We start from the raw sequence: 22,009 nt of genomic DNA on the forward strand, positions 1-22,009 counted from the left end.
GCTCACCGGTCCAATGCGCCAAGAATGGCCGGAGCCGGGGTCGGGCGTGTCGCCGCGGCGGCCGGCGTATCGTTGCCTGCTTCCAGCCCGCCCCCCAATGCCGTCACGAGGTCGGCATGGGCGCTCAGGCGCGCCGCCTCCACCTGCTGCTGGATCTGCTGTTGCCTGAATAGCAGGCTCTGGGCGTTGAGCACGCTGAGGTAGTCGGTGAGCCCGCGCTGGAACGCCACCAGGGCGATGTCGTAGGTACGCTGCGCGGCCGCCACCGATTCGGCCGCGAACGCCTGTTGCCTGTCCATGGACTCGCGACGGATCAACTGGTCGGAAAGGCCCTTCAGCGCGTTCACCAGCGTCTGGTTATAGTGCGCCACGGCGATGTCATAACCGGCTGCGGCCTCTCCCAATTGTGCGCGCAGGCGCCCACCGTCGAAAATCGGCAACGACAGGGCCGGCCCGACGCTGTAGGTGAGTTTCTTGCCCGTCAGGAACTCCAGCGCCCCGCCGCCAGTGGCCATGTAGCCAAGGCTGCCCACCAGATCGACGTTGGGATAGAACCCGGCACGGGCCACATCGATACCCCTGGCCTGGGCCGCCACCTGCCAGCGCCCGGCAACCACATCGGGACGCTGGCCGAGCAGTTCGGCGGGCAGCGCCGACGGCAGCTTCAAGGGTGCACCAAGGGCCAGGGTCGGCCGTTGCAATCGCGCGCCCTCTCCCGGCCCCTTGCCCGCCAGCGCCGCCAATTGATTGCGACTCAGGGCAATGGCTTCATCGAGGGCGTCTAGCTGGCGATGGGTTTCCGGCAGGGGCGCCTGGGCCTGGCTGACTTCGAAGTGAGTGCCGATGCCGCCGTCCAGGCGTTTTCGGGCCAGCTCGAGGATCTGCTCCTGCTGGTGCAGCGTCGCGGCGACGATATCGCGCTGAGCGTAATGCAGCGACAACTGGATATAGGCGTGCACGACATTGTTCTGCAATTCCAGCTGCGCCTGCCGTGCCTGCGCCACGCTCATGTGGGCCAGGTCGACGGCCTGTTCGCTGGCATTGCGCTCCCGGCCCCACAGGTCCAGGGCGTAGCTCAAGCCCAAGCCGGCATTGTTGTCCCAGGTGGTGGTATTGGCCAGCTCGCCAGGGCCGTAGAACTGGTCGGTGGGCCAGTCGTGCCGCTTGAGATTCGCCTGGCCATTGATCTGCAGGGACTCGGCGGCCTCGGCGACCCCGGCCAGGGCCCTGGCCTGACGCACCCGGGCCACCGCCATCGCCAGGCTCGGGCTGCCTTGCAGCGCGAGGTCGACCCAACGATCCAGTTGCCGATCGCCGTAGGCTTTCCACCACTGTCGGGTCGGCCAATGGGCGTCCCGGGCGGCTTCGCGGATCACGGCATCGGTGGCCAGCCCATTGGCCGGCAAGGCCTCGCCCTGGGGGGCAATCCCTCCCGTCCCGATGCAACCGCCAATGACTGACGCCAAAACCCAAACACTGAGAGTCTTCAGCTCTCTGCTGATGCAACGCGGCACTTGCACAAAATTCCTGAGGGGGCCGGCATGACGACGAGAATGGCGGCCTGTTGACGCAGACTTGTGGGAGCGAGCTTGCTCGCGAAGGCGTCCGGACATTCAATTCAAATGTCGAATGAGACGACCTTATCGCGAGCAAGCTCGCTCCCACAGGTATCCACAAGGTCCCGCTCCTGCTTTGGCGGCAATTCTAGGCAGGGCGTCGAGCGGCGATAAGCCGACCTTTCTGTGATTCTTTGTTACCGTTAACGCGATAATCCATTAGTCGGGGTCCCTTCGCGCTGTAACTTCATGTCACAATTTGCCACCTCCCAAGAGAACCGTTCATGGACACCTTGCAAAACATGCGTGCGTTCTGCTGTGTTGCCGAAGCCGGCAGTTTCACCGCCGCCGCCGGGCAACTCGACACCACCACAGCCAACGTCTCGCGTGCGGTTTCCAACCTGGAAGCCCATCTGCAAACCCGCCTGCTCAACCGCACCACTCGCCGTATCGCCCTGACCGAGGCCGGCAAGCGCTACCTGCTGCGCTGCGAGCAGATCCTGGCCTACGTCGAGGAAGCCGAAGCCGAGGCCAGCGATGCCCACGCCCGCCCGGCGGGGCAGCTGAAAGTCCATACCATGACCGGTATCGGCCAGCATTTCGTGATCGACGCCATCGCCCGTTATCGCAAGACACACCCGGACGTGACCTTCGACCTGACCCTGGCCAACCGCGTACCGGATATCCTCGACGAGGGCTACGACGTCTCTATCGTGCTGGCCAGCGAACTGCCGGATTCAGGCTTCGTCTCCCAGCGCCTGGGGATCACCTACAGCATCGTCTGCGCCTCGCCCGCCTATGTGAAGGCCAGCGGCTGCCCGCAAAAACCCAGCGACCTGCTCAACCACGCCTGCCTGCGCCTGGTCAGTCCGGTCATTCCGCTGGAGAAGTGGGTGTTCGATGGCCCTGAAGGCCAGGAGATGGTCACCATCAATCAGTCACCGTTCCTGGTGAACTCCGCCGACGCCATGAAAACCGCCATCACCAGCGGCATGGGCGTGGGGGTATTGCCGGTATATGCCGCCATCGAAGGCCTGCGCAACGGCACGCTGGTGCGGGTCATGCCCAACTATCGCTCCCAGGAACTGAACCTGTACGCCATCTATCCTTCGCGCCAATACCTGGATGCGAAGATCAAGACCTGGGTCGAGTATTTGCGAGGCTCGCTGCCGGAAATCCTGGCGGCGCATCAAGCCGAGCTGACCGCCTACGAACTGAGCGGCAGCCTGGCGGGGGCACGGGGGCCCCATTGAGCTCCCCCGCCCGTTCGGCTCAGCGCTTGCCCATCGAACGACGGGTACCGGGAGGCGCGGCTCCGGGGGTCTTGGTATGACCGTCCTTCACGCCGTTCTTGTACCACGGCAATTGGCCGGCCCCTTTGGCCGCGGCCAGTTCACCGGGCTTGAACGGGAATTTGAAGGCCGGGATGGCCGCCTTGGCGTCGGCGGTAGCGGTAACGTCGCCGGCAGGCGAGTCCAGCTGGTGGTCGCTCGGGCGCTCGTCCGCGGACGAGGGTGTCGGGGAAGTCATGTAAGGCTCCGGGAAAATGCATGCGAGTCGGCCCCGCTCACAGGGCGCGAGGCGGCAGTATACCTGCCCGTTGGCGAACGCACCGGGCCGTTTCAATAGGCATGGATACGTGTCTGACAGGAATCCGGGACGAAACTGACACGCCCGTCAGCTAGCCGTCACCTTCCTGACCGTCTCGCAACGCTATATAAGAAACATAAAAATCCCTTCGTCCGAACCGGCTTCCCACATTCATGCACATCCAGAAAAAAACCGTCCTGCTTGTCGCACTGCTGGCCGCCCTGGCGGCACTTGTCCTCTGGTTTGTCATGAAGCCCGTCACCGCCAGGCCCGGTGCTCCCGCCGCCGTTCCAGTGCGGGTGATCAGCGTGGAGCGAAAGGATGTCCCACGCTTCGCCAGCGGCATCGGCACGGTGCTGTCGCTGCACAGCGTGGTGATCCGTCCCCAGGTGGACGGCATCCTGACCCGGTTGCTGGTCAAGGAAGGGCAACGGGTCAACAAGGGGGACCTGCTGGCGACCATCGACGACCGCTTCATCCGTGCCAGCCTCGACCAGGCTCGGGCCCAGCTCGGCGAAAGCCAGGCACAGCTGGCGGTGGCCCAGGTCAATCTCAAGCGCTACAAGGCATTGAGTGTCGACGACGGCGTATCGAAACAGACCTACGACCAGCAACAGGCCCTGGTCAACCAGCTCAAGGCCACCGCCCGGGGCAACCAGGCGGCCATCGACTCGGCGCAAGTACAACTGTCCTATACCCAGATCCGCTCTCCGGTGACCGGTCGTGTCGGCATTCGCAACGTGGATGAAGGCAACTTCCTGCGCACCAGCGACACCGAAGGCCTGTTCACCGTGACCCAGATCGACCCGATCGCGGTGGAATTCTCCCTGCCCCAGCAGATGCTGCCCACCCTGCAAAGGTTGATCGCCGCCCCCGAGCCCGCCCTGGTCAAGGCCTATATTGGCACCGATGGCGGTCAGGGAGAGCTGTTGGGCGAGGGCCGGCTGAGCCTCATCGACAACCAGATCGACGCCAATACCGGCACCCTGCGGGCCAAGGCCGAATTCAGCAACGCCGGGCAACGCCTGTGGCCCGGGCAACTGGTCACGCTGAAAATCCAGACCGCCCTGGACAAGGACGCCCTGGTGGTGCCGCCCACCGTGGTCCAGCGTGGGCTGGAGCAGCATTTCGTGTACCGGATCAAGGGCGACAAGGTCGAGAGTGTACCGGTAGTGATGGTCTACCAGGACAGCGACATGCACATCATCAAGGGGGTCGACGCCGGCGACCAACTGGTGAGCGACGGGCAATCGCGGCTCAAGCCGGGGGCCAGCATCCAGGTGCTCAGTGATCCACCGGCCCTCGCCAAGGCATCGGAGCCGCAGCCATGAAGGGTCGCGGTTCTATTTCGGCGTGGTGCATCGATCATCCAGTGGCCACGGTGCTGCTCACGTTTGCCCTGGTGCTGCTGGGGTGCATCGCCTTTCCTCGCCTGCCCGTGGCTCCGTTGCCGGAAGCGGAGTTCCCGACGATCCAGGTCAGCGCCCAATTGCCCGGCGCCAGTCCCGAAACCATGGCGTCGTCGGTGGCGACGCCGCTGGAAGTGCAATTCAGCGCCATTCCCGGCATCACCCAGATGACCTCCAGCAGCGCCCTGGGTTCGACCAACCTGACCCTGCAATTCAGCCTCGACAAGAGCATCGACACCGCCGCCCAGGAAGTGCAGGCGGCCATCAATACCGCTGCCGGCAAATTGCCCAGCGACATGCCGAACCTGCCCACCTGGCGCAAGGTCAACCCGGCCGACAGCCCCGTGCTGATCCTCAGTATCAGTTCCAGCCTGATGCCCGGCACCGAACTGAGCGACTACGTCGAAACGCTGCTCGCCCGGCAGATCAGCCAGATCGACGGCGTGGGCCAGATCTACATTACCGGCCAGCAACGTCCCGCCATCCGGGTCCAGGCTTCCGCCGACCGTCTCGCCGCCATCGGCCTGACACTGGCCGACCTGCGCGTGTCGCTCCAGCAAGCCAGCCTCAACCTGGCCAAGGGCGCGCTGTATGGCCAGTCGAGCATCTCCACCCTCTCCACCAACGACCAGTTGTTCCAGCCCGAGGAATATGGCGACCTGATCGTCTCCTACAGGAACGGCGCACCGGTGCACCTGAAGGACATCGCCCAGGTCGTCAGCGGTTCGGAGAACGCCTACGTCCAGGCCTGGTCCGACCAGGACCCCGGCGTCAACCTGGTGATCTTCCGCCAGCCGGGCGCAAACATCGTCGAGACGGTCGACCGCATCCAGGCGGCCCTGCCCACCCTGGAAGCCATGCTGCCCGCCTCGGTGCAGGTCAAGGTGATGATCGACCGGACCCAGACCATCCGCGCCTCGCTGCACGAAGTGGAAATCACCCTGCTGATCGCGGTGCTGCTGGTGGTGGCGGTGATGGCGCTGTTCCTGCGCCAGCTTTCGGCGACCCTGATTGTATCGGCGGTGCTGGGGGTGTCGCTGATCGCCAGTTTCGCCCTGATGTACGTCATGGGCTTCAGCCTGAACAACCTGACCCTGGTGGCCATCGTCATCTCGGTGGGGTTCGTGGTGGACGATGCCATCGTGGTGGTGGAGAACATCCACCGGCACCTGGAGGCCGGTGATGGCATGCGCGAGGCGGCGATCAAGGGAGCCGGGGAAATCGGCGTCACGGTGGTCTCCATCAGTTTCTCGCTGGTGGCCGCGTTCATACCGCTGCTGTTCATGGGCGGCGTGGTCGGGCGCCTGTTCAAGGAGTTCGCCCTGACCGCCACCTCGACCATCCTGATTTCGGTGGTGGTCTCCCTCACGCTGGCGCCCACCCTGGCTGCCCTGTTCATGCGCGCTCCGGTGCATGCGGCGCACCGCCACCCGGGGTTCGGCGAACGCCTGCTGGGCTGGTACGAACGGGGCCTGCGCCGGGCACTGGCCCACCAGACGCTGATGATCGGTGTATTCGGCCTGACCCTGGCGCTGGCCGTGGTGGGTTACGTATTCATCCCCAAGGGCTTCTTCCCGGTGCAGGATACAGGCCTGGTGCTGGGCACCAGCGAAGCAGCGGCCGACGTGTCCTTCCCGGACATGGTGGCCAAGCACAAGGCCCTGGCCGAAATCGTCGCCGCCGACCCCGCGGTGCAGACCTTCTCCCATTCCGTCGGCGTTTCGGGCAACAACCAGACCATCGCCAATGGCCGCTTCTGGATCGCCCTCAAGCCACGGGGGGAGCGCGACGTATCGGCCAGCGGCTTCATCGACCGGATCAGGCCCCAATTGCTCAAGGTTCCTGGCGTGGTGCTCTACCTGCGTGCCGGGCAGGACATCAACCTCAGCTCCGGGCCCAGCCGCGCCCAGTACCAGTACGTGCTCAAGAGCAACGACGGGCCGACGCTCACGGCCTGGACGCAGAAACTCACCGACCGGTTGCGCGGCAACCCGGCGTTTCGCGACATCTCCAACGACCTGCAACTGGGCGGCAGCATCACCCATATCAACATCGACCGCAGCGCGGCGGCGCGCTTCGGCCTGACCGCCAGCGATGTCGACCAGGCCCTGTACGACGCCTTCGGCCAGCGGCAGATTAACGAATTCCAGACCGAGACCAACCAGTACAACGTCATCCTTGAGCTGGACACCCGGCAACGTGGCAAGGCCGAGAGCCTGGCGTACTTCTACCTGCGCTCGCCCCTGAGCGGAGAAATGGTGCCGCTCTCGGCCCTGGCGCGCTTCGATGCTCCCACCAACGGTCCGCTGTCCATCGCCCACGACGGCATGTTCCCGGCGGCCAACCTCTCGTTCAACCTGGCGCCCGGCGTGGCATTGGGGGACGCGGTGCGCATCCTCGAACAGACCAAGAACGAGATCGGCATGCCCGCCGCCATCACCGGCAGCTTCCAGGGTGCGGCCCAGGCCTTCCAGAGCTCCCTGGCGAGCCAGCCGTGGCTGATCCTTGCCGCGCTGGTGGCGGTGTATATCATCCTTGGCGTGCTCTACGAGAGTTTCGTGCATCCACTGACCATCATTTCCACCCTGCCCTCGGCCGGCCTCGGCGCGTTGATCATGCTCTGGCTGCTGGGCCAGGATTTTTCCATCATGGCGCTGATCGGGCTGGTGCTGCTGATCGGGATCGTCAAGAAGAACGGCATCCTGATGATCGATTTCGCCCTCGATGCCCAGCGCAACGGCGGGCTTGCCCCCCAGGAGGCGATTTTCCAGGCCTGCCTGACCCGGTTCCGCCCAATCATCATGACCACCCTGGCCGCCCTGCTGGGTGCCTTGCCGTTGATGCTCGGTTATGGCGCTGGTGCCGAGTTGCGGCAGCCCCTGGGCATCGCGGTGGTCGGCGGCCTGCTGGTCAGCCAGGCGCTGACGCTGTTCACCACACCGGTCATATACTTGTGGCTCGAGCGACTGTTCCATCGGCGCCCACTTCCACCCGGGCCCGCTTCGACAGCGGCGCTGGCGACTACAGACTGAGGCAAGGCCATGCGCGTTCTGATCATCGAAGACGAAGAGAAAACCGCGGACTACCTGCACCGCGGCCTGACCGAACAGGGCTACACCGTGGACGTGGCAGCGAACGGCGTCGAGGGGCTGCACCTGGCCCTGGAGAGCGAATACGCCGTGATCGTGCTCGATGTCATGCTGCCGGGCCTGGACGGCTTCGGCGTGCTGCGGGCCTTGCGCGCCCGCAAGCAGACACCGGTAATCATGCTCACCGCCCGGGAACGGGTCGAGGATCGCATCAAGGGCCTGCGCGACGGGGCCGACGATTACCTGGGCAAGCCGTTTTCGTTCCTGGAACTGGTGGCCCGCCTGCAGGCCCTGACCCGCCGCAGCGGGGGTCATGAACCGGTGCAGGTGAGCATCGCCGACTTGTGGATCGACCTGATCAGCCGCAAGGCCACTCGCGCCGGCCAACGCCTGGACCTGACCGCCAAGGAGTTCTCCCTGCTCAGCGTGCTGGCACGCCGCCAGGGGGAGATTCTCTCCAAGACCGCCATCGCCGAAATGGTGTGGGACATCAACTTCGACAGCGACGCCAACGTGGTGGAGGTGGCGATCAAGCGCCTGCGGGCCAAGCTGGACGGGCCGTTCGAACAGAAACTGCTGCACACCATTCGCGGAATGGGTTACGTCCTGGAGAATCGCGGTGAGTAACAGCATCGCGTTGCGACTCAGCGGCCTCTTCACACTGGTGGCCGCCGTGGTGTTCCTGCTGATCGGCGGCGCGCTTTACCAACAGGTCGAAAAAGGCCTGGGGCTGTTGCCCGAAGCCGAACTCGACGCCCGCTACAGCGTGCTGGAATCCACGGTGGGTCGCTACGGCACGCCCGAGCACTGGGTGAAGATCAACAACAAATTGCGATTGCTGGCCGAAGAAGACAAGCGCATCCACTTCTGGATCGTCAGCGGCGATCCCCGCTTCGAGTACGGCAACCCCGACGCGCAGATCCGGGCCATCACCCAAGGGCCACTGGGCAAGCACGACCTGCAGTTGCCCGGCCGGGACTACCCAATGAAGGTGCTGGTGAGCCAGTTCCCGGCCAAGGACCAGCGACCGCCGCTACGCTTCATGATCGGCATCGACACCGAAACATTCTCCCAGACCCAGCACCGCCTGTTGGTGGCGCTGGTGAGCCTGGCATGCATCGGCGTGCTGCTGGCCTCGTTGCTGGGCTACTGGGTCGCGCGCATCGGCCTCAAGCCGCTGATCAAGCTGTCCGAGGAAGCCCGGCGCCTGGCCCCGCCACGCCTCTGCGGGCGCTTGCACCTGTCGCCGCTACCACCGGAACTCGGTCAGTTCGTCAGTTCCTTCAACGCTACCCTCGACCGGGTCGAACAGGCGTACTCGCGCCTGGAGTCGTTCAACGCCGATGTCGCCCATGAACTGCGTTCGCCCCTGACCAACCTGATCGGCCAGACCCAGGTGGCCTTGACCCGCGGGCGTTCGGCCGAGCACTACTTCGAAGTGTTGCAATCGAATCTGGAGGAACTGGAACGGCTGCGCTCGATCATCAACGACATGCTGTTCCTCGCCAGCGCCGACCAGGGCAGCAAGGCGACCAAACTGACCCATGCGTCCCTGGCCGGCGAGGTCGCCACCACCCTCGACTACCTCGACTTCATCCTCGAGGACGCCCAGGTCCAGGTCCGGGTCAGCGGCGATGCCCAGGCCAACATCGAGATCGCCCATCTGCGCCGGGCACTGATCAACCTGCTGAGCAACGCCGTGCAGCACACCGCCCCGGGGCAGGTGATCGACGTGCACATCGAAGCCCTTGGCGACCAGGTCACCCTGGCCGTCACCAACCCCGGCGAACCGATCGCCGGCGAACACTTGCCGCGCCTGTTCGAACGCTTCTACCGGGTCGATGCCTCCCGCAGCAACAGCGGAGCCAATCATGGACTGGGGCTGGCCATCGTCAGGGCGATTGCACTGATGCACGGCGGGGAAGTCTTCGTGCACAGCGACCAGGGCGCCAACACCTTCGGCATCCGCTTGCCGGCCTGACATTCTCCCAAAGGCTCCCACGGCATCCAGCGCAGGCCTTTGCAGCCATTGAATGCTGGGCGAAAGCCAACTCGATCAAAATCGCAAACCAGGCTCAGGCCAATCCCGGGGCTATTGCACGAACACCGATTGCCCGCTTCCACCGATCCAAGCACAATCAGCAAAAGGCCAGCATCTGGTTCATTGCCCGTTATGCAACCCATTGGGAAGGATCCCTGCCACATGACAATGCAGACATTGGAACCATGAGTGCAAGCAGTGCGACACCCGGCACCACCCAACCCTCCAAACGTTCGGAACGCGCACTCGTACTGGCCAGTTCACTGGTCGTCATCGCCATCCTGAGCATCGTCACGTTCCTGCTGATTCGCGAACATGCCAGCGCCCAGCAGGCTGCCACCCGTGCAGCGACCAACATCGTGCAGTTGATCGATGCCGATGTGCTGCGCAACGTCGAGCTCTATGACTTGTCGCTGCAGGGCTTGATCGCCACGGCAAAACGCGATGACCTGAAGGAGGTTTCGCCAACGGTCCGCCACCTGGCCCTGTTCGACCGCGCCACCGCAGCGCCGTACAAGGGCGATATCCTGCTGCTGGACAAGCATGGCGATGTCATCGCCGATTCCGCCTCCATCGAACCACGCAAAGGCAACTACGCCGACCGGGAATATTTCCAGTCCCATCGGCAGAACCCGGACCTGGGCATGATGATCAGCCGCCCGTTCCGTTCCAGGAGTGCCGCCCACGACTGGCGTATCAGCTTCAGCTATCGAATCAACGACGAGCGTGGTGAGTTCATCGGCGTGGCCGAGGCGGCGATGCGCCTGAACTACTTCAGCCAGTTGTTCAAGAGCCTGAACATTGGCCATGGCGGGACGGTCAACCTGGTCAGTCGAGACGGATTCCTGTTGGCACAGGAACCGCCCCTGGCCGAGGACATGATCGGCAAGGACTTCAGTAACAGACCGAATTTCATGCGCATCCTGCGCGAGGGCGACGGCAGTTTCACCAGCGTATCCAGTGTCGATCAGACGCAACGCCTGTACACCTTTTCCCAGGTAGGGAACTTGCCATTGATCGTCGTGGTGGCGCTGTCCTCCCAGGAGGTATTCGCCTCATGGCAACGTACGGCGCTGTTGGTCAGCGGCGCCACCGGCGCGCTGTGCATCGGCTTGCTCTGGCTGACGTGGCTCCTGCGGCGTGAATTGAGGCGCCGCCACAGTGCCGAGCGTGAACTGGCCCAGCAGGCCTCCACCGACGCCCTGACGGGCCTCGCCAATCGACGCACCCTGGATGAAACGCTGCAACAGGAGTGGCTGCGGGCCCAACGTTCGGGCCAACCGTTGTCGGTCCTGATGATCGATGCGGATCATTTCAAGGCGTTCAACGACCGCCACGGCCACCAGGGTGGCGACGAAGCCCTGCAGGCCCTGGCGCAGCTGATCGGCGAGCACGTACGACGGCCCGCCGACCTGGCGGCACGCTACGGTGGCGAGGAATTTTCGGTGGTATTGCCGGAGACCACCACCGCCGGGGCATTTGCCATGGCGCAGCACATTCGCGAAGCCGTAGAGCAGAAGCCACCCAGGATCCCGGGCGACGGCCCCATGACGGTCAGCATCGGCATCGCCACCTGGGCCCAGGGCCCTTATGGCGAACTTGAAGAGTTGCTCTTCGCCGCCGACAAGGCGCTGTACCAGGCCAAGGCCAGCGGGCGCAATCGTGTGGTGTGCGCGATGTAACACCGCGGCCCCCAAAGGCGATGGATACGGTCCCTGTAGCGAGGGAAAAATCCCTCGCCACAGGGCTCATCCGATCCTCAGGAAACATCCATAAAAAAAGGCCACCCGAAGGCAGCCTTTAAAAAACTAGAGAGGTTTTTTGCTTACACGGCCGCTACAGGACGCATGTAAGAGATTGGTGCGGTGCTGGCATCTTCGAACGTCACGACTTCCCAAGCATCTTTCTGCTCAATCAACTTGCGCAGCAGCTGGTTGTTCAGTGCGTGGCCGGACTTGAAGCCCTTGAACTCACCAATCAGGCTATTGCCCAGCAGGTAGAGGTCGCCGATTGCATCGAGGATCTTGTGCTTGACGAATTCGTCTTCATAACGAAGGCCGTCTTCGTTCAACACGCCATCGGAATCGACCACGATCGCGTTTTCAACACTGCCGCCGAGTGCGAGGTTGTGCTTGCGCAGGTACTCGATGTCACTCATGAAACCAAAGGTACGGGCGCGGCTGACTTCTTTTACGAACGAAGTGCTGGAAAAATCCACGCTTGCACTCTGGGTGCGGTCACGGAAAACCGGGTGATCGAAATCGATCTCGAAGCTCACCTTGAAGCCATCGAAAGGGACGAAAGTGGCGCGCTTGTCGCCGTCTTCCACTGTCACTTCCCGCAGGATGCGGATGAACTTCTTGGCTGCGTCCTGCTCTTCCAGGCCAGCCGATTGAATCAGGAATACGAAGGGTCCGGCACTGCCATCCATGATCGGGACTTCGGACGCGGAGAGCTCGACGTAGGCGTTATCGATGCCCAGGCCAGCCATGGCCGAGAGCAAATGCTCCACCGTGTCCACTTTGGTGTCACCGTTGACCAATGTGGTCGACATGGTGGTTTCACCAACATTTTCCGCGCGAGCAGGAATCTGCACCACAGGGTCGAGGTCGGCACGACAAAACACGATGCCGGTATCGACAGGCGCGGGCTTGAGGGTCAGGTAGACCTTCTCGCCGGAGTGCAGGCCGACACCTGTGGCACGGATAATATTCTTCAGGGTGCGTTGTTTAATCATGGCATGGGCCGCTTCAGCGCAAATTGCGAACTGGTATCAACAAAGGCTGGCGATGATAGCAGACCAGACCTTTGCTGAACACCAATCACCCGTATCCCCCTGATACATTTCATCAATCGGCCTGACGACGCAGGAAAGCCGGGATGTCCAGGTAATCCAGATCGTCTTGCGGATTCATCTTCGCGGCAGTCGCAGCACCGGCCTGGGCCTGGTTGCGCATGACGGTCGGACGGTCCAGGTCGCGGTAGTTCACCGCAGGCTGTTCCTGACGAACGGGGGCTTGCTGCTGAGGCTGTGCGGCCATGGCGGTTTGAACGGTGTTGTCGATCACCTTCATCGGCTTCTCGATCTTCGCGCCCAGACCGGTGGCAACCACGGTCACGTGCAACTCGTCACGCATGTCCGGATCGATCACGGTACCGACCTTGACCATCGCGTGGTCGGAGGCGAACGCCTCGATGATGCTACCTACGTCGGAGTACTCGCCCAGGGACAGGTCGGGACCGGCGGTGATGTTCACCAGGATGCCGCGAGCACCTTGCAGGTTCACGTCTTCGAGCAACGGGTTGCGGATGGCCGCTTCGGTGGCCTCGCGAGCACGGTTCGGACCGCTGGCGCAGCCAGTGCCCATCATCGCCATGCCCATTTCGGACATCACGGTGCGTACGTCGGCGAAGTCGACGTTGATCATGCCCGGACGCTTGATGATGTCGGAGATACCGCGAACGGCACCGGCCAGTACGTCGTCGGCCTTGGCGAAAGCCGACAGCAGGCTGGCGTCCTTGCCCAGGATGGTCAGCAGCTTCTCGTTGGGAATGGTGATCAACGAGTCGACGCTCTCGCTCAGCGCGCGGATGCCCTCATCGGCAATCTGCATGCGCTTGCGGCCTTCGAACGGGAACGGACGGGTCACCACCGCAACGGTGAGGATGCCCATTTCCTTGGCCACTTCGGCGATGATCGGCGCCGCACCGGTACCGGTACCACCACCCATGCCAGTGGTGATGAACACCATGTTGGTGCCGGCCAGGACTTCAGCGATGCGCTCGCGGTCTTCCAGGGCAGCCTGACGGCCAACCTCGGGATTCGCGCCGGCACCCAGGCCCTTGGTCACGCCGGTACCCAGTTGCAGGATGGTCCGCGCGCCAATGTTCTTCAGCGCTTGAGCATCGGTGTTGGCGCAGATGAATTCGACGCCTTCGATGTTGCTCTTGACCATGTGATTGACAGCGTTGCCGCCGCCACCGCCGACACCGATTACTTTGATAACCGGGCTAGCGGGGATGTTGTCTACGAGTTCGAACATTTTCCCTCTCCTTACATTCTCTAGTTTTTTTCGCCTACTGCGTTTTTACTGCCTTCCGGCGCCAAGCCTGAGACTCGCCGCCTGAAGTGTTGAACCTGGTTCAGAAATTGCCTTTGACCCAAGCCTGGAGCCGCTCGAAAAGCGGCGCCTTGGGCTCGTCGCTGCTGTAGCTGTCGCGGCTGCCGATCCCCGAGAACGAGATCCCGTCGGACTGTTTCTGCAAGCCGTACATCAACAGGCCCACGCCCGTGGAATAGATCGGGTTGCGAACCACGTCGTCCAGGCCCTTGATGCCATGGGGCACGCCCAGGCGTACCGGCATGTGGAAGATCTCCTCGGCCAGCTCGACCGCGCCTTCCATCTTCGACGTACCACCGGTCAGCACGATGCCGGCCGGGATCAGGTCTTCGTAGCCGCTGCGACGCAGCTCGGCCTGGATCAGCGTGAACAGCTCGTCGTAACGCGGCTCGACCACTTCGGCCAGGGCCTGGCGCGACAGCTCGCGCGGCGGACGGTCGCCAACGCTGGGCACCTTGATGGTTTCACCGGCGCCAGCCAGTTTCGCCAGGGCGCAGGCGTAGCGGATCTTGATTTCCTCGGCGTACTGGGTCGGGGTGCGCAACGCCATGGCGATGTCGTTGGTCACCTGGTCGCCGGCAATCGGGATCACGGCCGTGTGGCGGATGGCGCCTTCGGTGAAGATCGCGATGTCGGTGGTGCCGCCGCCGATGTCCACCAGGCACACGCCCAGTTCTTTCTCGTCGTCGGTCAGCACCGAATAGGCCGAGGCCAGTTGCTCGAGGATGATGTCGTCGATCTCCAGGCCACAGCGACGCACGCATTTCTCGATGTTCTGCGCGGCGTTAACAGCGCAGGTGACCACGTGGACCTTGGCTTCCAGGCGCACGCCGGACATGCCCAGGGGCTCGCGCACGCCTTCCTGGTTATCGATCACGTAGTCCTGCGGCAGGGTGTGCAGCACACGCTGGTCAGCCGGGATCGCCACGGCCTGGGCCGCGTCCAGTACGCGCTCGAGGTCGGCGGAGCTGACTTCGCGATCACGGATCGCCACGATACCGTGGGAGTTCAGGCTGCGGATGTGATTGCCCGCCACGCCGACGAACGCCGAGTGGATCCGGCAACCGGCCATCAGTTGCGCCTCTTCGATGGCGCGCTGGATCGACTGCACGGTGGACTCGATGTTCACCACCACGCCTTTCTTCAAGCCGCGGGACGGATGGGTGCCGATCCCGACGATGACCAGCGTGCCGTCGTCCGCGACCTCACCTACCAGCGCAACCACCTTGGAAGTGCCGATATCCAGCCCGACGATCATTTTTCCGCTTTGCACGTTTGCCATGGGTCCTGCCTCTTCTTAATTCTTCGCGACGGCGGGTTCGGCCGTCGTGGGCGCCACAGGTTCCCGCCAGCCGACGGCCAGGCCGTTGGCATAGCGCAGATCGATGCGCGCGATGTTCGTAATCTGTTCTTTGAGCGTCTTGTCATAGATGGCGATGAAGCGGCGCATCTTTTCCACCAGGTTGCCGCGACCGAGCAACAGCTCGATGCCCGGTCCCGAGCTGCCCGCGCCAGTGGTCAGGAACCAGCTGCCGCGCTCGCGCAATTCCAGGCGCGCGATGGAGAAGCCCAGCGGCCGCAACATCTGACTCAACACCTGGTATTGCTGCATCACCTGCTGCTGGGCCCGCTGAGGGCCGAACAGCTGTGGCAAATGTTCGTAGTTGGCCAGTTCCCGTGGCGTAAACGCCTGACCCTGGTTGTTCAGCAACGACTCGTCGCCCCAACGGGCCACCGGCAGCTGTTCCTCCAGGCGGATCGACACCTGGTCGGGCCACACCCGGCGGACCTCGGCGTGGGCGATCCAGGGCATCTGCTCCAGCTCCGTGCGCATGCCCGCCAGGTCGATGGTGAAGAAGCTCGACGCCACGAACGGGGCGATCCGCTGCTGCACCGCTTGCTGGCTGATGTAGCTCAGGTCGCCCTGGACGTTGATCCGCGCGATCGGCCGGTCGGCATAGGGCAGCAGCCGTTGCGCCCCTTCATACGTACCGAACCCCAACGCCACCAGCAGTACCGGCCAGAACAGGCTCTTCAGGAAACCAAAATTGGCTTTCGGCAGGCGCGCCGACATCGGCTCCTTGGCCACCATTCGGCTGGCACCCCGCGGCACCGGCTTGCGGCCGGGTGCGGAGGGCTGATGACGAAGCGATGCGCCTTGCATGCTTAACCTCTTGCCTCTTGCGTGCCGACACTGGCCGCCAGGATCGACAGCACCAGTTGCTGGAAATCCAGACCGGCGGCACGGGCCGCCATCGGTACCAGGCTGTGATCGGTCATGCCCGGAGCGGTATTGACCTCCAGGAACCAGAACTGCCCCTCGGCGTCCTGCATCACGTCCGCCCGGCCCCAACCGGCGATACCCAGCGCCTCACAAGCCTTGGCCGTGAGGTCCATCAGTTCTTTTTCCTTGGCGGCGTCCAGCCCGCAGGGAATGCGGTACTGGGTATCGTTGGCGATGTACTTGGCGTCGTAGTCGTAGAACGTGTGCGGCGTGCCCAGGGCAATCGGGGGCAACACCTGGTCACGCAGGGTGGCGATGGTGAACTCGGGACCGGTGATCCACTGCTCGACCAACACTTGCGAATCGTAGGAACTGGCGTCTTTCCATGCCGCGGTCAATTCAGGCAGCGAATTCACTTTCGCCATGCCGATACTTGAACCTTCATGGGCCGGTTTGACGATCAAAGGGAAGCCCAGTTCCGTGGCCGCCGAAATACAGTCGGCCTCGGATGCCAGCACGGCATGCCGCGGCGTCGGAATGCCGAGGCTGTGCCAGACCTGCTTGGTGCGCAGCTTGTCCATCGCCAGCGCGGAAGCCAGGATGCCGCTGCCGGTGTAGGGGATGCCCAGGCATTCGAGCAGGCCCTGCATGCTGCCGTCTTCGCCGCCGCGCCCGTGGAGAATGATGAATGCGCGGTCGATCTTTTCGCTCAGCAGGCGCTGCAGCAAGTCATCGCCCACGTCGATGCCGAACGCATCGACACCGGCGCTTTGCAGGGCTTCGAGCACGGCCCTGCCGGATTTGAGGGACACCTCGCGCTCGGCGCTCTTGCCACCGAACAGCACGGCGACACGGCCGAAAGCTTTCGGGTCGAGGGTCGAGACCAGGTTGGCGTAGGCAGCAGTCATTTCAATTTCCCCTCGCTGGATGCCACGACAGCCCCGGCGAATAACGGACTTTTCAACAGTTTCGGAGCGAGCCCGCCGATGTCGCCGGCGCCCTGGCACAGCAGGATGTCACCGGCGCGCAGCAGCGGCTTGACCAGCGGCGCCAGGTCCACGCCGCGCTCGATGTAGATCGGGTCCAATTGGCCGCGTTGGCGAATGCTGTGGCACAACTGGCGGCTGTCGGCACCGGGAATCGGCTCTTCGCCGGCCGGATAGACTTCCATCAACAGCAGCACGTTGGCATCGGCCAGCACCTGGACGAAATCGTCGTACAGGTCGCGGGTACGGCTGTAGCGGTGCGGCTGGTAGACCATCACCAGGCGCCGCTCCGGCCAGCCACCGCGCACGGCCTTGATCACCGCCGCGACTTCGGTCGGATGATGGCCGTAGTCGTCCACCAGCATCACGTTGCCGCCATCCACCGGCAGTTCGCCGTAGACCTGGAAGCGCCGGCCCACGCCCTGGAACCCGGAGAGCCCCTGGACAATGGCTTCGTCGCTGACACCTTCGTCGGTGGCGATGCAGATGGTTGCCAGTGCATTGAGCACGTTGTGGTTACCCGGCATGTTCACCGACACATCCAACGGCTCGCGCTCGGGACGCAGCACGGTGAAGAAGGTCTGCATGCCCTGCTGGCGTACATTGATGGCCCGCACATCGGCGTCTTCGCCGAACCCGTAGGTCACGGTCGGGCGCTTGATCAGGGGCAGGATCTCGCGTACGACCGGGTCGTCCAGGCACACCACCGCCAACCCGTAGAACGGCAGGTTGTGCAGGAACTCGACGAAGGTCTTCTTCAGTTTGTTGAAGTCGCCATCGTAGGTTGCCATGTGGTCGGCATCGATGTTGGTCACCACCGCCACCAGCGGTTGCAGGTGCAGGAAGCTCGCATCGCTCTCGTCGGCTTCGGCGATCAGGTAGCGACTGGTGCCCAGCTGGGCATTGGTGCCCGCGGCGTTCAGACGGCCACCGATGACGAAGGTCGGGTCCAGGCCTCCGGCGGCGAACACCGAGGCGATCAGGCTGGTGGTGGTGGTCTTGCCATGGGTGCCGGCCACGGCGATGCCGTGGCGGTAGCGCATCAGCTCGGCCAGCATTTCGGCGCGTGGCACCACGGGAATACGGCGTTCCAGGGCAGTGGCCACTTCAGGGTTGGAAGTGTTCACGGCACTGGACACCACGAGCACGTCGGCATTGGCGGCGTTCTCGGCGCGGTGGTCGATGAAGATCTGCGCACCGAAGGACTCCAGTCGCTCGGTGACCGGCGAAGCCTTCAAGTCGGAGCCTGAAACTTCGTAGCCCAGGTTCAACAGCACTTCGGCGATGCCGCACATGCCCACTCCGCCGATCCCGACGAAGTGGATGCGGCGGATACGGCGCATTTCCGGTTGTGGCATGGCTTTGCGATTCTCAACCATGGGCCACCTCCAGGCAGGTATCGACCACTTGGGTCGTAGCATCGGGTTTGGCCAGGCGGCGCGCGGCGCGGGCCATGTCTTCGAGTCGTTGCGGCTGCATCAATACCTCTGTCAGGCGCGCGGCGAGATCCGCGGCGCCAGTCGTTCTTTGCGGCATCAGGAAGGCAGCGCCTTCACGGGCCAAATAATCGGCATTACGGGTCTGGTGATCGTCGATGGCGTGGGGCAGAGGCACCAGCATCGAGGGCAGACCGGCGGCAGCCAGTTCACTGATGGTCAGCGCGCCTGCGCGACAGATCACCAGGTCGGCCCAGCCATAGGCCTGGGCCATGTCTTTGATGAAAGGCTGCACTTGCGCCTCGACGCCTGCGGCGCGGTAGCGCTCGGCGGTCACTTCATCGTGGTTCCTGCCGGCCTGATGAAACACTTCCGGCCGCAGTTCGGGGGCGACCTGCGACAAGGCTTCGGGCAGCAGCTTGTTCAACGGTTCCGCTCCCAGGCTTCCGCCCAGGACCAGCAAACGCGCCTTGCGTCCGGCCAGGGCCGGGCGCGGTGTATCGAGAAACAGCTCGGTACGCACCGGATTGCCGGTGGTGCGCCGGCTGCCCGACAGGGTAAAGGTGTCGGGAAAGGCTTCACAGACCCGGGCGGCCAACGGCACGAGTAACCGATTGGCGGTACCGGCCACGGCGTTCTGCTCGTGAACGATCACCGGTACGCCGGCCAGTTTCGCCGCGACACCACCGGGACCGGTCACATAACCGCCAAACCCCACCACGCATACCGGCCGCAGCCGCCGAATGATCGCCCGCGCCTGCCAGATCGACCTGAGCAGCATCAGTGGCGCCTTGAGCAACGACAACCGGCCCTTGCCTCGCAGCCCGCTGGCGTCGATCCGGTGCAGCTCCAGGCCGGCGCCGGGCACCAGCTCGTTCTCGATGCCCCGCGGCGTGCCCAGCCAGTGCACGGTGTAGCCACGGGCCTGGAACTCACGGGCACAGGCCAGCGCCGGGAACACGTGCCCGCCGGTACCGCCCGCCATGATCAGCACGTTAGCGCCCATGAGTCGGCTCCTCGGCGAAGTCGCTTTCATGGAATTCCATTTCTTCGCTGCCCAGGTGAGTCCGGCTTTCCCATTCAATGCGTAGCAGCAGGCCCAGGCAGGCGCAGCAGATCACCAGGGAACTGCCGCCATAGCTGAGAAATGGCAGGGTCAGGCCCTTGGTCGGCAACAGGCCGACGTTCACCCCGATATTGATCAAAAATTGACCGATCCACAGGAACGACAGGCCGTACGCCACGTACGCGGCGAAAAACTGTTTGGCTTTCTCGGCCCACAGGCCGATGTACATGCCCCGCACGCAGACGAAGACGAACAGCGCGACGGTGCACAGCGAACCCACCACGCCCAGCTCCTCGGCCAGGACCGAGAACACGAAGTCGGTGTGGGCTTCCGGCAGGTAGAATTGCTTCTGCACGCTGTTGCCCAGCCCAACACCCAGCCACTCCCCGCGCCCGAAGGCGATCAGGGCCTGGGTCAGCTGGTAGCCGGAACCGAACTGGTCGGCCCACGGGTCGGTGAAGGTGATCAGGCGCGCCATCCGGTAGGGCTGCGCCTGTACCAGTACGGTCACGGCCGCGACCGCCAGCGCCACCATCAGGATGAAACGGAACAGTCCGACGCCCCCCAGGAACAGCATGGCCGCCGCAGCGCCCATCATCACCACCGTGGCACCGAAGTCCGGCTCCATCAGCAACAGGCCCGCCATGGGCAGCAGGACGATGAATGGCTTGAAGAAGCCCATCCAGCTCTCGCGCACTTCCTTCTGGCGCCGCACCAGGTAGCCGGCCAGGAAGAGCACCACGAAGACCTTGGCGATTTCCGAAGGCTGCACGTTGAAGAAGCTGAAGCCGATCCAGCGCATCGAACCGTTGACCTCGCGACCGATCCCCGGCACCAGCACCAGCACCAGCAGGCCAAAGGCACCGAGCAGCATCATCCAGCCCAGGCGTTGCCAGGTGGCGATCGGCACCATCATGGTGACGATGCACGCGCCCAGGCCGATCACCAGATAGATCAAGTGACGGATCATGTGGTAAAGCGTGTTGCCCGATTGCACCGCGGCCACTTCCGAGGACGCCGAAGTGATCATCACCAGGCCCAGGCCCAGCAGCGCCAGGCAGCCGGCAAGCATCGGGAAGTCCAGGTCGATGCCACGGCCGGTGATCAACGGCGACGGGTACGGCTTGATGATATTCATGAGGCTCATGCCAAGTCCTCCGCCGCCCGGGCAAACAGCTGCCCACGCTCTTCGTAGTTCTTGAACATGTCGAAACTGGCGCAGGCCGGCGACAACAGCACCGCGTCGCCCGGCTGGGCAAGGGCGCGACATTGCCGCACGGCCTCGTCCAGGGAGTCGACGCGAACCAGCGGCACGGCATCGCCGATGGCCTGGGCAATCAATTCGCGGTCACGCCCCATCAGCACCACGGCGCGGCAGTTGGCCGCCACCGGATCGCGCAGGTCCTTGAAGTCGGCGCCCTTACCGTCGCCGCCGGCGATCAGCACGAGCTTGCCCTGGATGTCCGCGCCCAGGCCTTCGATGGCGGCCAGCGCAGCGCCGACGTTGGTGGCCTTGGAATCGTTGTACCAGGCCACGCCATCGAGGTCGCGCACCCACTGGCAACGGTGCTCGAGCCCGGCGAAGGTCCGCAGGGCCGAGAGCATGGCATCGAACGGCAGGCCGACCGCATGTCCAAGGGCCAACGCCGCCAGGGCATTGGCCTGGTTATGGGCGCCACGGATCTTGAGCTCGCGCACCGGCATCAGGTTCTGGAATTCGAAGGCCAGGTATTTCTCGCCATTCTCTTCGCGCAACCCGAACCCTTTGAAGTCCGGTACCCCCAGGCCAAAGGACCAGCACGGCATGCCCTCGCCCAACAACGGGCGGGTCAGGGCATCCTGGCGGTTGAACACCACTTGCCGGGCGCCCCGGAAGATCCGGTGCTTGGCCAGGTGATAGGCCGGCAGGCCGCTGTAGCGGTCCATGTGGTCTTCGCTGATATTGAGCACGGTGGCCACTTCGGCGCCCAGGTGGTCGGTGGTTTCGAGCTGGAAGCTCGACAGCTCCATCACATAAAGCTCGACGTCATCGCTGAGCAGGTCCAGGGCCGGAGTGCCCAGGTTGCCACCGACGGCGACCCGCTTGCCGGCGGCCGCGGCCATCTCGCCCACCAGGGTGGTGACGGTGCTCTTGGCGTTGGAACCGCTGATGGCAACGATCGGCGCCTTGGCGTTGCGGGCGAACAGCTCGATGTCACCGGACAATTTCACGCCACGGGCAGCGGCCGCCTGCAGGGCCGGCGTCGCCAGGGCCAGGCCGGGACTCACGTAGAGCTCATCGGCGCGGCACAGGAACTCGACGTCCAGCTCGCCACAACGCACGTCCACCTGCGGATAGTCGCGACGCAACGTCGCAAGCTCAGGTGGATTCTCCCGCGTATCGGCCACGGCAAACGACACGCCCCGGTTCGCCAGGAAGCGAACCAGGGACATGCCGCTCTTGCCGAGGCCGACAACGATGCGGAAGTGGTCAGAAGCGATCAGGGACACT

The 22,009-nt window shown here is 63.9% G+C and carries 17 protein-coding genes; 6 read left to right on the top strand and 11 right to left on the bottom strand.

The window, feature by feature from the left end; all coding sequences use genetic code 11:
- Positions 1-2: 2 nt before the first annotated feature.
- Positions 3-1,514, bottom strand: coding sequence for an efflux transporter outer membrane subunit (locus tag BLP99_RS19335; protein ID WP_072397036.1), 1,512 nt, complete (start codon positions 1,512-1,514; stop codon positions 3-5).
- A 326-nt stretch (positions 1,515-1,840) separates the two neighbouring features.
- Here BLP99_RS19335 and BLP99_RS19340 point away from each other — a divergent pair, with 326 nt between their 5' ends.
- Entirely contained in the window at positions 1,841-2,809 is a 969-nt protein-coding gene (locus BLP99_RS19340; RefSeq protein WP_072397034.1) for a LysR family transcriptional regulator, read from the top strand.
- 19 nt (positions 2,810-2,828) lie between these two features.
- On the opposite strand, the gene BLP99_RS19345 is transcribed toward BLP99_RS19340, so the two are convergent.
- Positions 2,829-3,086: a hypothetical protein gene (locus BLP99_RS19345; protein WP_072397032.1), complete on the bottom strand. Its 258-nt coding sequence runs from the start codon at positions 3,084-3,086 to the stop codon at positions 2,829-2,831.
- Positions 3,087-3,319: 233 nt separating this feature from the next.
- Here BLP99_RS19345 and BLP99_RS19350 point away from each other — a divergent pair, with 233 nt between their 5' ends.
- The 5 genes from BLP99_RS19350 to BLP99_RS19370 all read left to right on the top strand — a co-directional run bounded on the left by BLP99_RS19350 (position 3,320) and on the right by BLP99_RS19370 (position 11,367).
- Positions 3,320-4,477, top strand: a complete 1,158-nt coding sequence (locus tag BLP99_RS19350) for an efflux RND transporter periplasmic adaptor subunit (RefSeq protein WP_092181445.1) — start codon at positions 3,320-3,322, stop codon at positions 4,475-4,477.
- Positions 4,474-7,587 carry a multidrug efflux RND transporter permease subunit gene (locus BLP99_RS19355; protein WP_092181448.1) on the top strand — a complete coding sequence of 1,038 codons (3,114 nt, stop codon included), beginning with the start codon at positions 4,474-4,476 and terminating at the stop codon, positions 7,585-7,587. The genes BLP99_RS19350 and BLP99_RS19355 overlap by 4 nt, the downstream gene beginning before the upstream one ends.
- Positions 7,588-7,596: 9 nt before the next feature.
- Positions 7,597-8,271, top strand: coding sequence for a heavy metal response regulator transcription factor (locus BLP99_RS19360; protein WP_072397026.1), 675 nt, complete (start codon positions 7,597-7,599; stop codon positions 8,269-8,271).
- The gene (locus tag BLP99_RS19365) at positions 8,258-9,625 is read left to right on the top strand and encodes a heavy metal sensor histidine kinase (RefSeq protein WP_072397024.1); all 1,368 of its coding nucleotides are present in this window, start codon (positions 8,258-8,260) and stop codon (positions 9,623-9,625) included. Before BLP99_RS19360 ends, BLP99_RS19365 begins: the two co-directional genes overlap by 14 nt.
- A 245-nt stretch (positions 9,626-9,870) precedes the next feature.
- On the top strand, positions 9,871-11,367 hold the full coding sequence (locus BLP99_RS19370; RefSeq protein WP_072397022.1) for a sensor domain-containing diguanylate cyclase: 1,497 nt from the start codon (positions 9,871-9,873) through the stop codon (positions 11,365-11,367).
- Between the two features lie 143 nt (positions 11,368-11,510).
- Here BLP99_RS19370 and lpxC read toward each other — a convergent pair whose 3' ends face one another.
- The 9 genes from lpxC to murD form a co-directional block, all read right to left on the bottom strand.
- On the bottom strand, positions 11,511-12,422 hold the full coding sequence (gene lpxC, locus BLP99_RS19375; protein WP_010452622.1) for a UDP-3-O-acyl-N-acetylglucosamine deacetylase: 912 nt from the start codon (positions 12,420-12,422) through the stop codon (positions 11,511-11,513).
- Between the two features lie 112 nt (positions 12,423-12,534).
- A complete protein-coding gene (gene ftsZ, locus BLP99_RS19380) occupies positions 12,535-13,728 on the bottom strand; it encodes a cell division protein FtsZ (RefSeq protein WP_072397020.1) in 1,194 nt (397 codons plus the stop codon).
- A 100-nt stretch (positions 13,729-13,828) separates the two neighbouring features.
- Entirely contained in the window at positions 13,829-15,088 is a 1,260-nt protein-coding gene (gene ftsA / locus BLP99_RS19385; protein ID WP_053149737.1) for a cell division protein FtsA, read from the bottom strand.
- Positions 15,089-15,103: 15 nt separating this feature from the next.
- Positions 15,104-15,970, bottom strand: coding sequence for a cell division protein FtsQ/DivIB (locus BLP99_RS19390; RefSeq protein WP_042729561.1), 867 nt, complete (start codon positions 15,968-15,970; stop codon positions 15,104-15,106).
- A 2-nt stretch (positions 15,971-15,972) separates the two neighbouring features.
- A complete protein-coding gene (locus BLP99_RS19395; protein ID WP_072397018.1) occupies positions 15,973-16,938 on the bottom strand; it encodes a D-alanine--D-alanine ligase in 966 nt (321 codons plus the stop codon).
- Positions 16,935-18,395: a UDP-N-acetylmuramate--L-alanine ligase gene (murC, locus tag BLP99_RS19400; protein WP_076406305.1), complete on the bottom strand. Its 1,461-nt coding sequence runs from the start codon at positions 18,393-18,395 to the stop codon at positions 16,935-16,937. The genes BLP99_RS19395 and murC overlap by 4 nt, the downstream gene beginning before the upstream one ends.
- Complete coding sequence (murG, locus tag BLP99_RS19405) at positions 18,388-19,458, bottom strand: undecaprenyldiphospho-muramoylpentapeptide beta-N-acetylglucosaminyltransferase (RefSeq protein WP_072397014.1); 1,071 nt, start codon at positions 19,456-19,458, stop codon at positions 18,388-18,390. Before murG ends, murC begins: the two co-directional genes overlap by 8 nt.
- Positions 19,448-20,665, bottom strand: coding sequence for a putative lipid II flippase FtsW (ftsW, locus tag BLP99_RS19410; protein ID WP_072397012.1), 1,218 nt, complete (start codon positions 20,663-20,665; stop codon positions 19,448-19,450). The genes murG and ftsW overlap by 11 nt, the downstream gene beginning before the upstream one ends.
- A complete protein-coding gene (gene murD, locus BLP99_RS19415; protein ID WP_072397010.1) occupies positions 20,662-22,008 on the bottom strand; it encodes a UDP-N-acetylmuramoyl-L-alanine--D-glutamate ligase in 1,347 nt (448 codons plus the stop codon). The genes ftsW and murD overlap by 4 nt, the downstream gene beginning before the upstream one ends.
- Position 22,009: the final 1 nt, after the last annotated feature.

Source organism: Pseudomonas sp. NFACC32-1, assembly GCF_900101215.1.
Taxonomy (GTDB): domain Bacteria; phylum Pseudomonadota; class Gammaproteobacteria; order Pseudomonadales; family Pseudomonadaceae; genus Aquipseudomonas.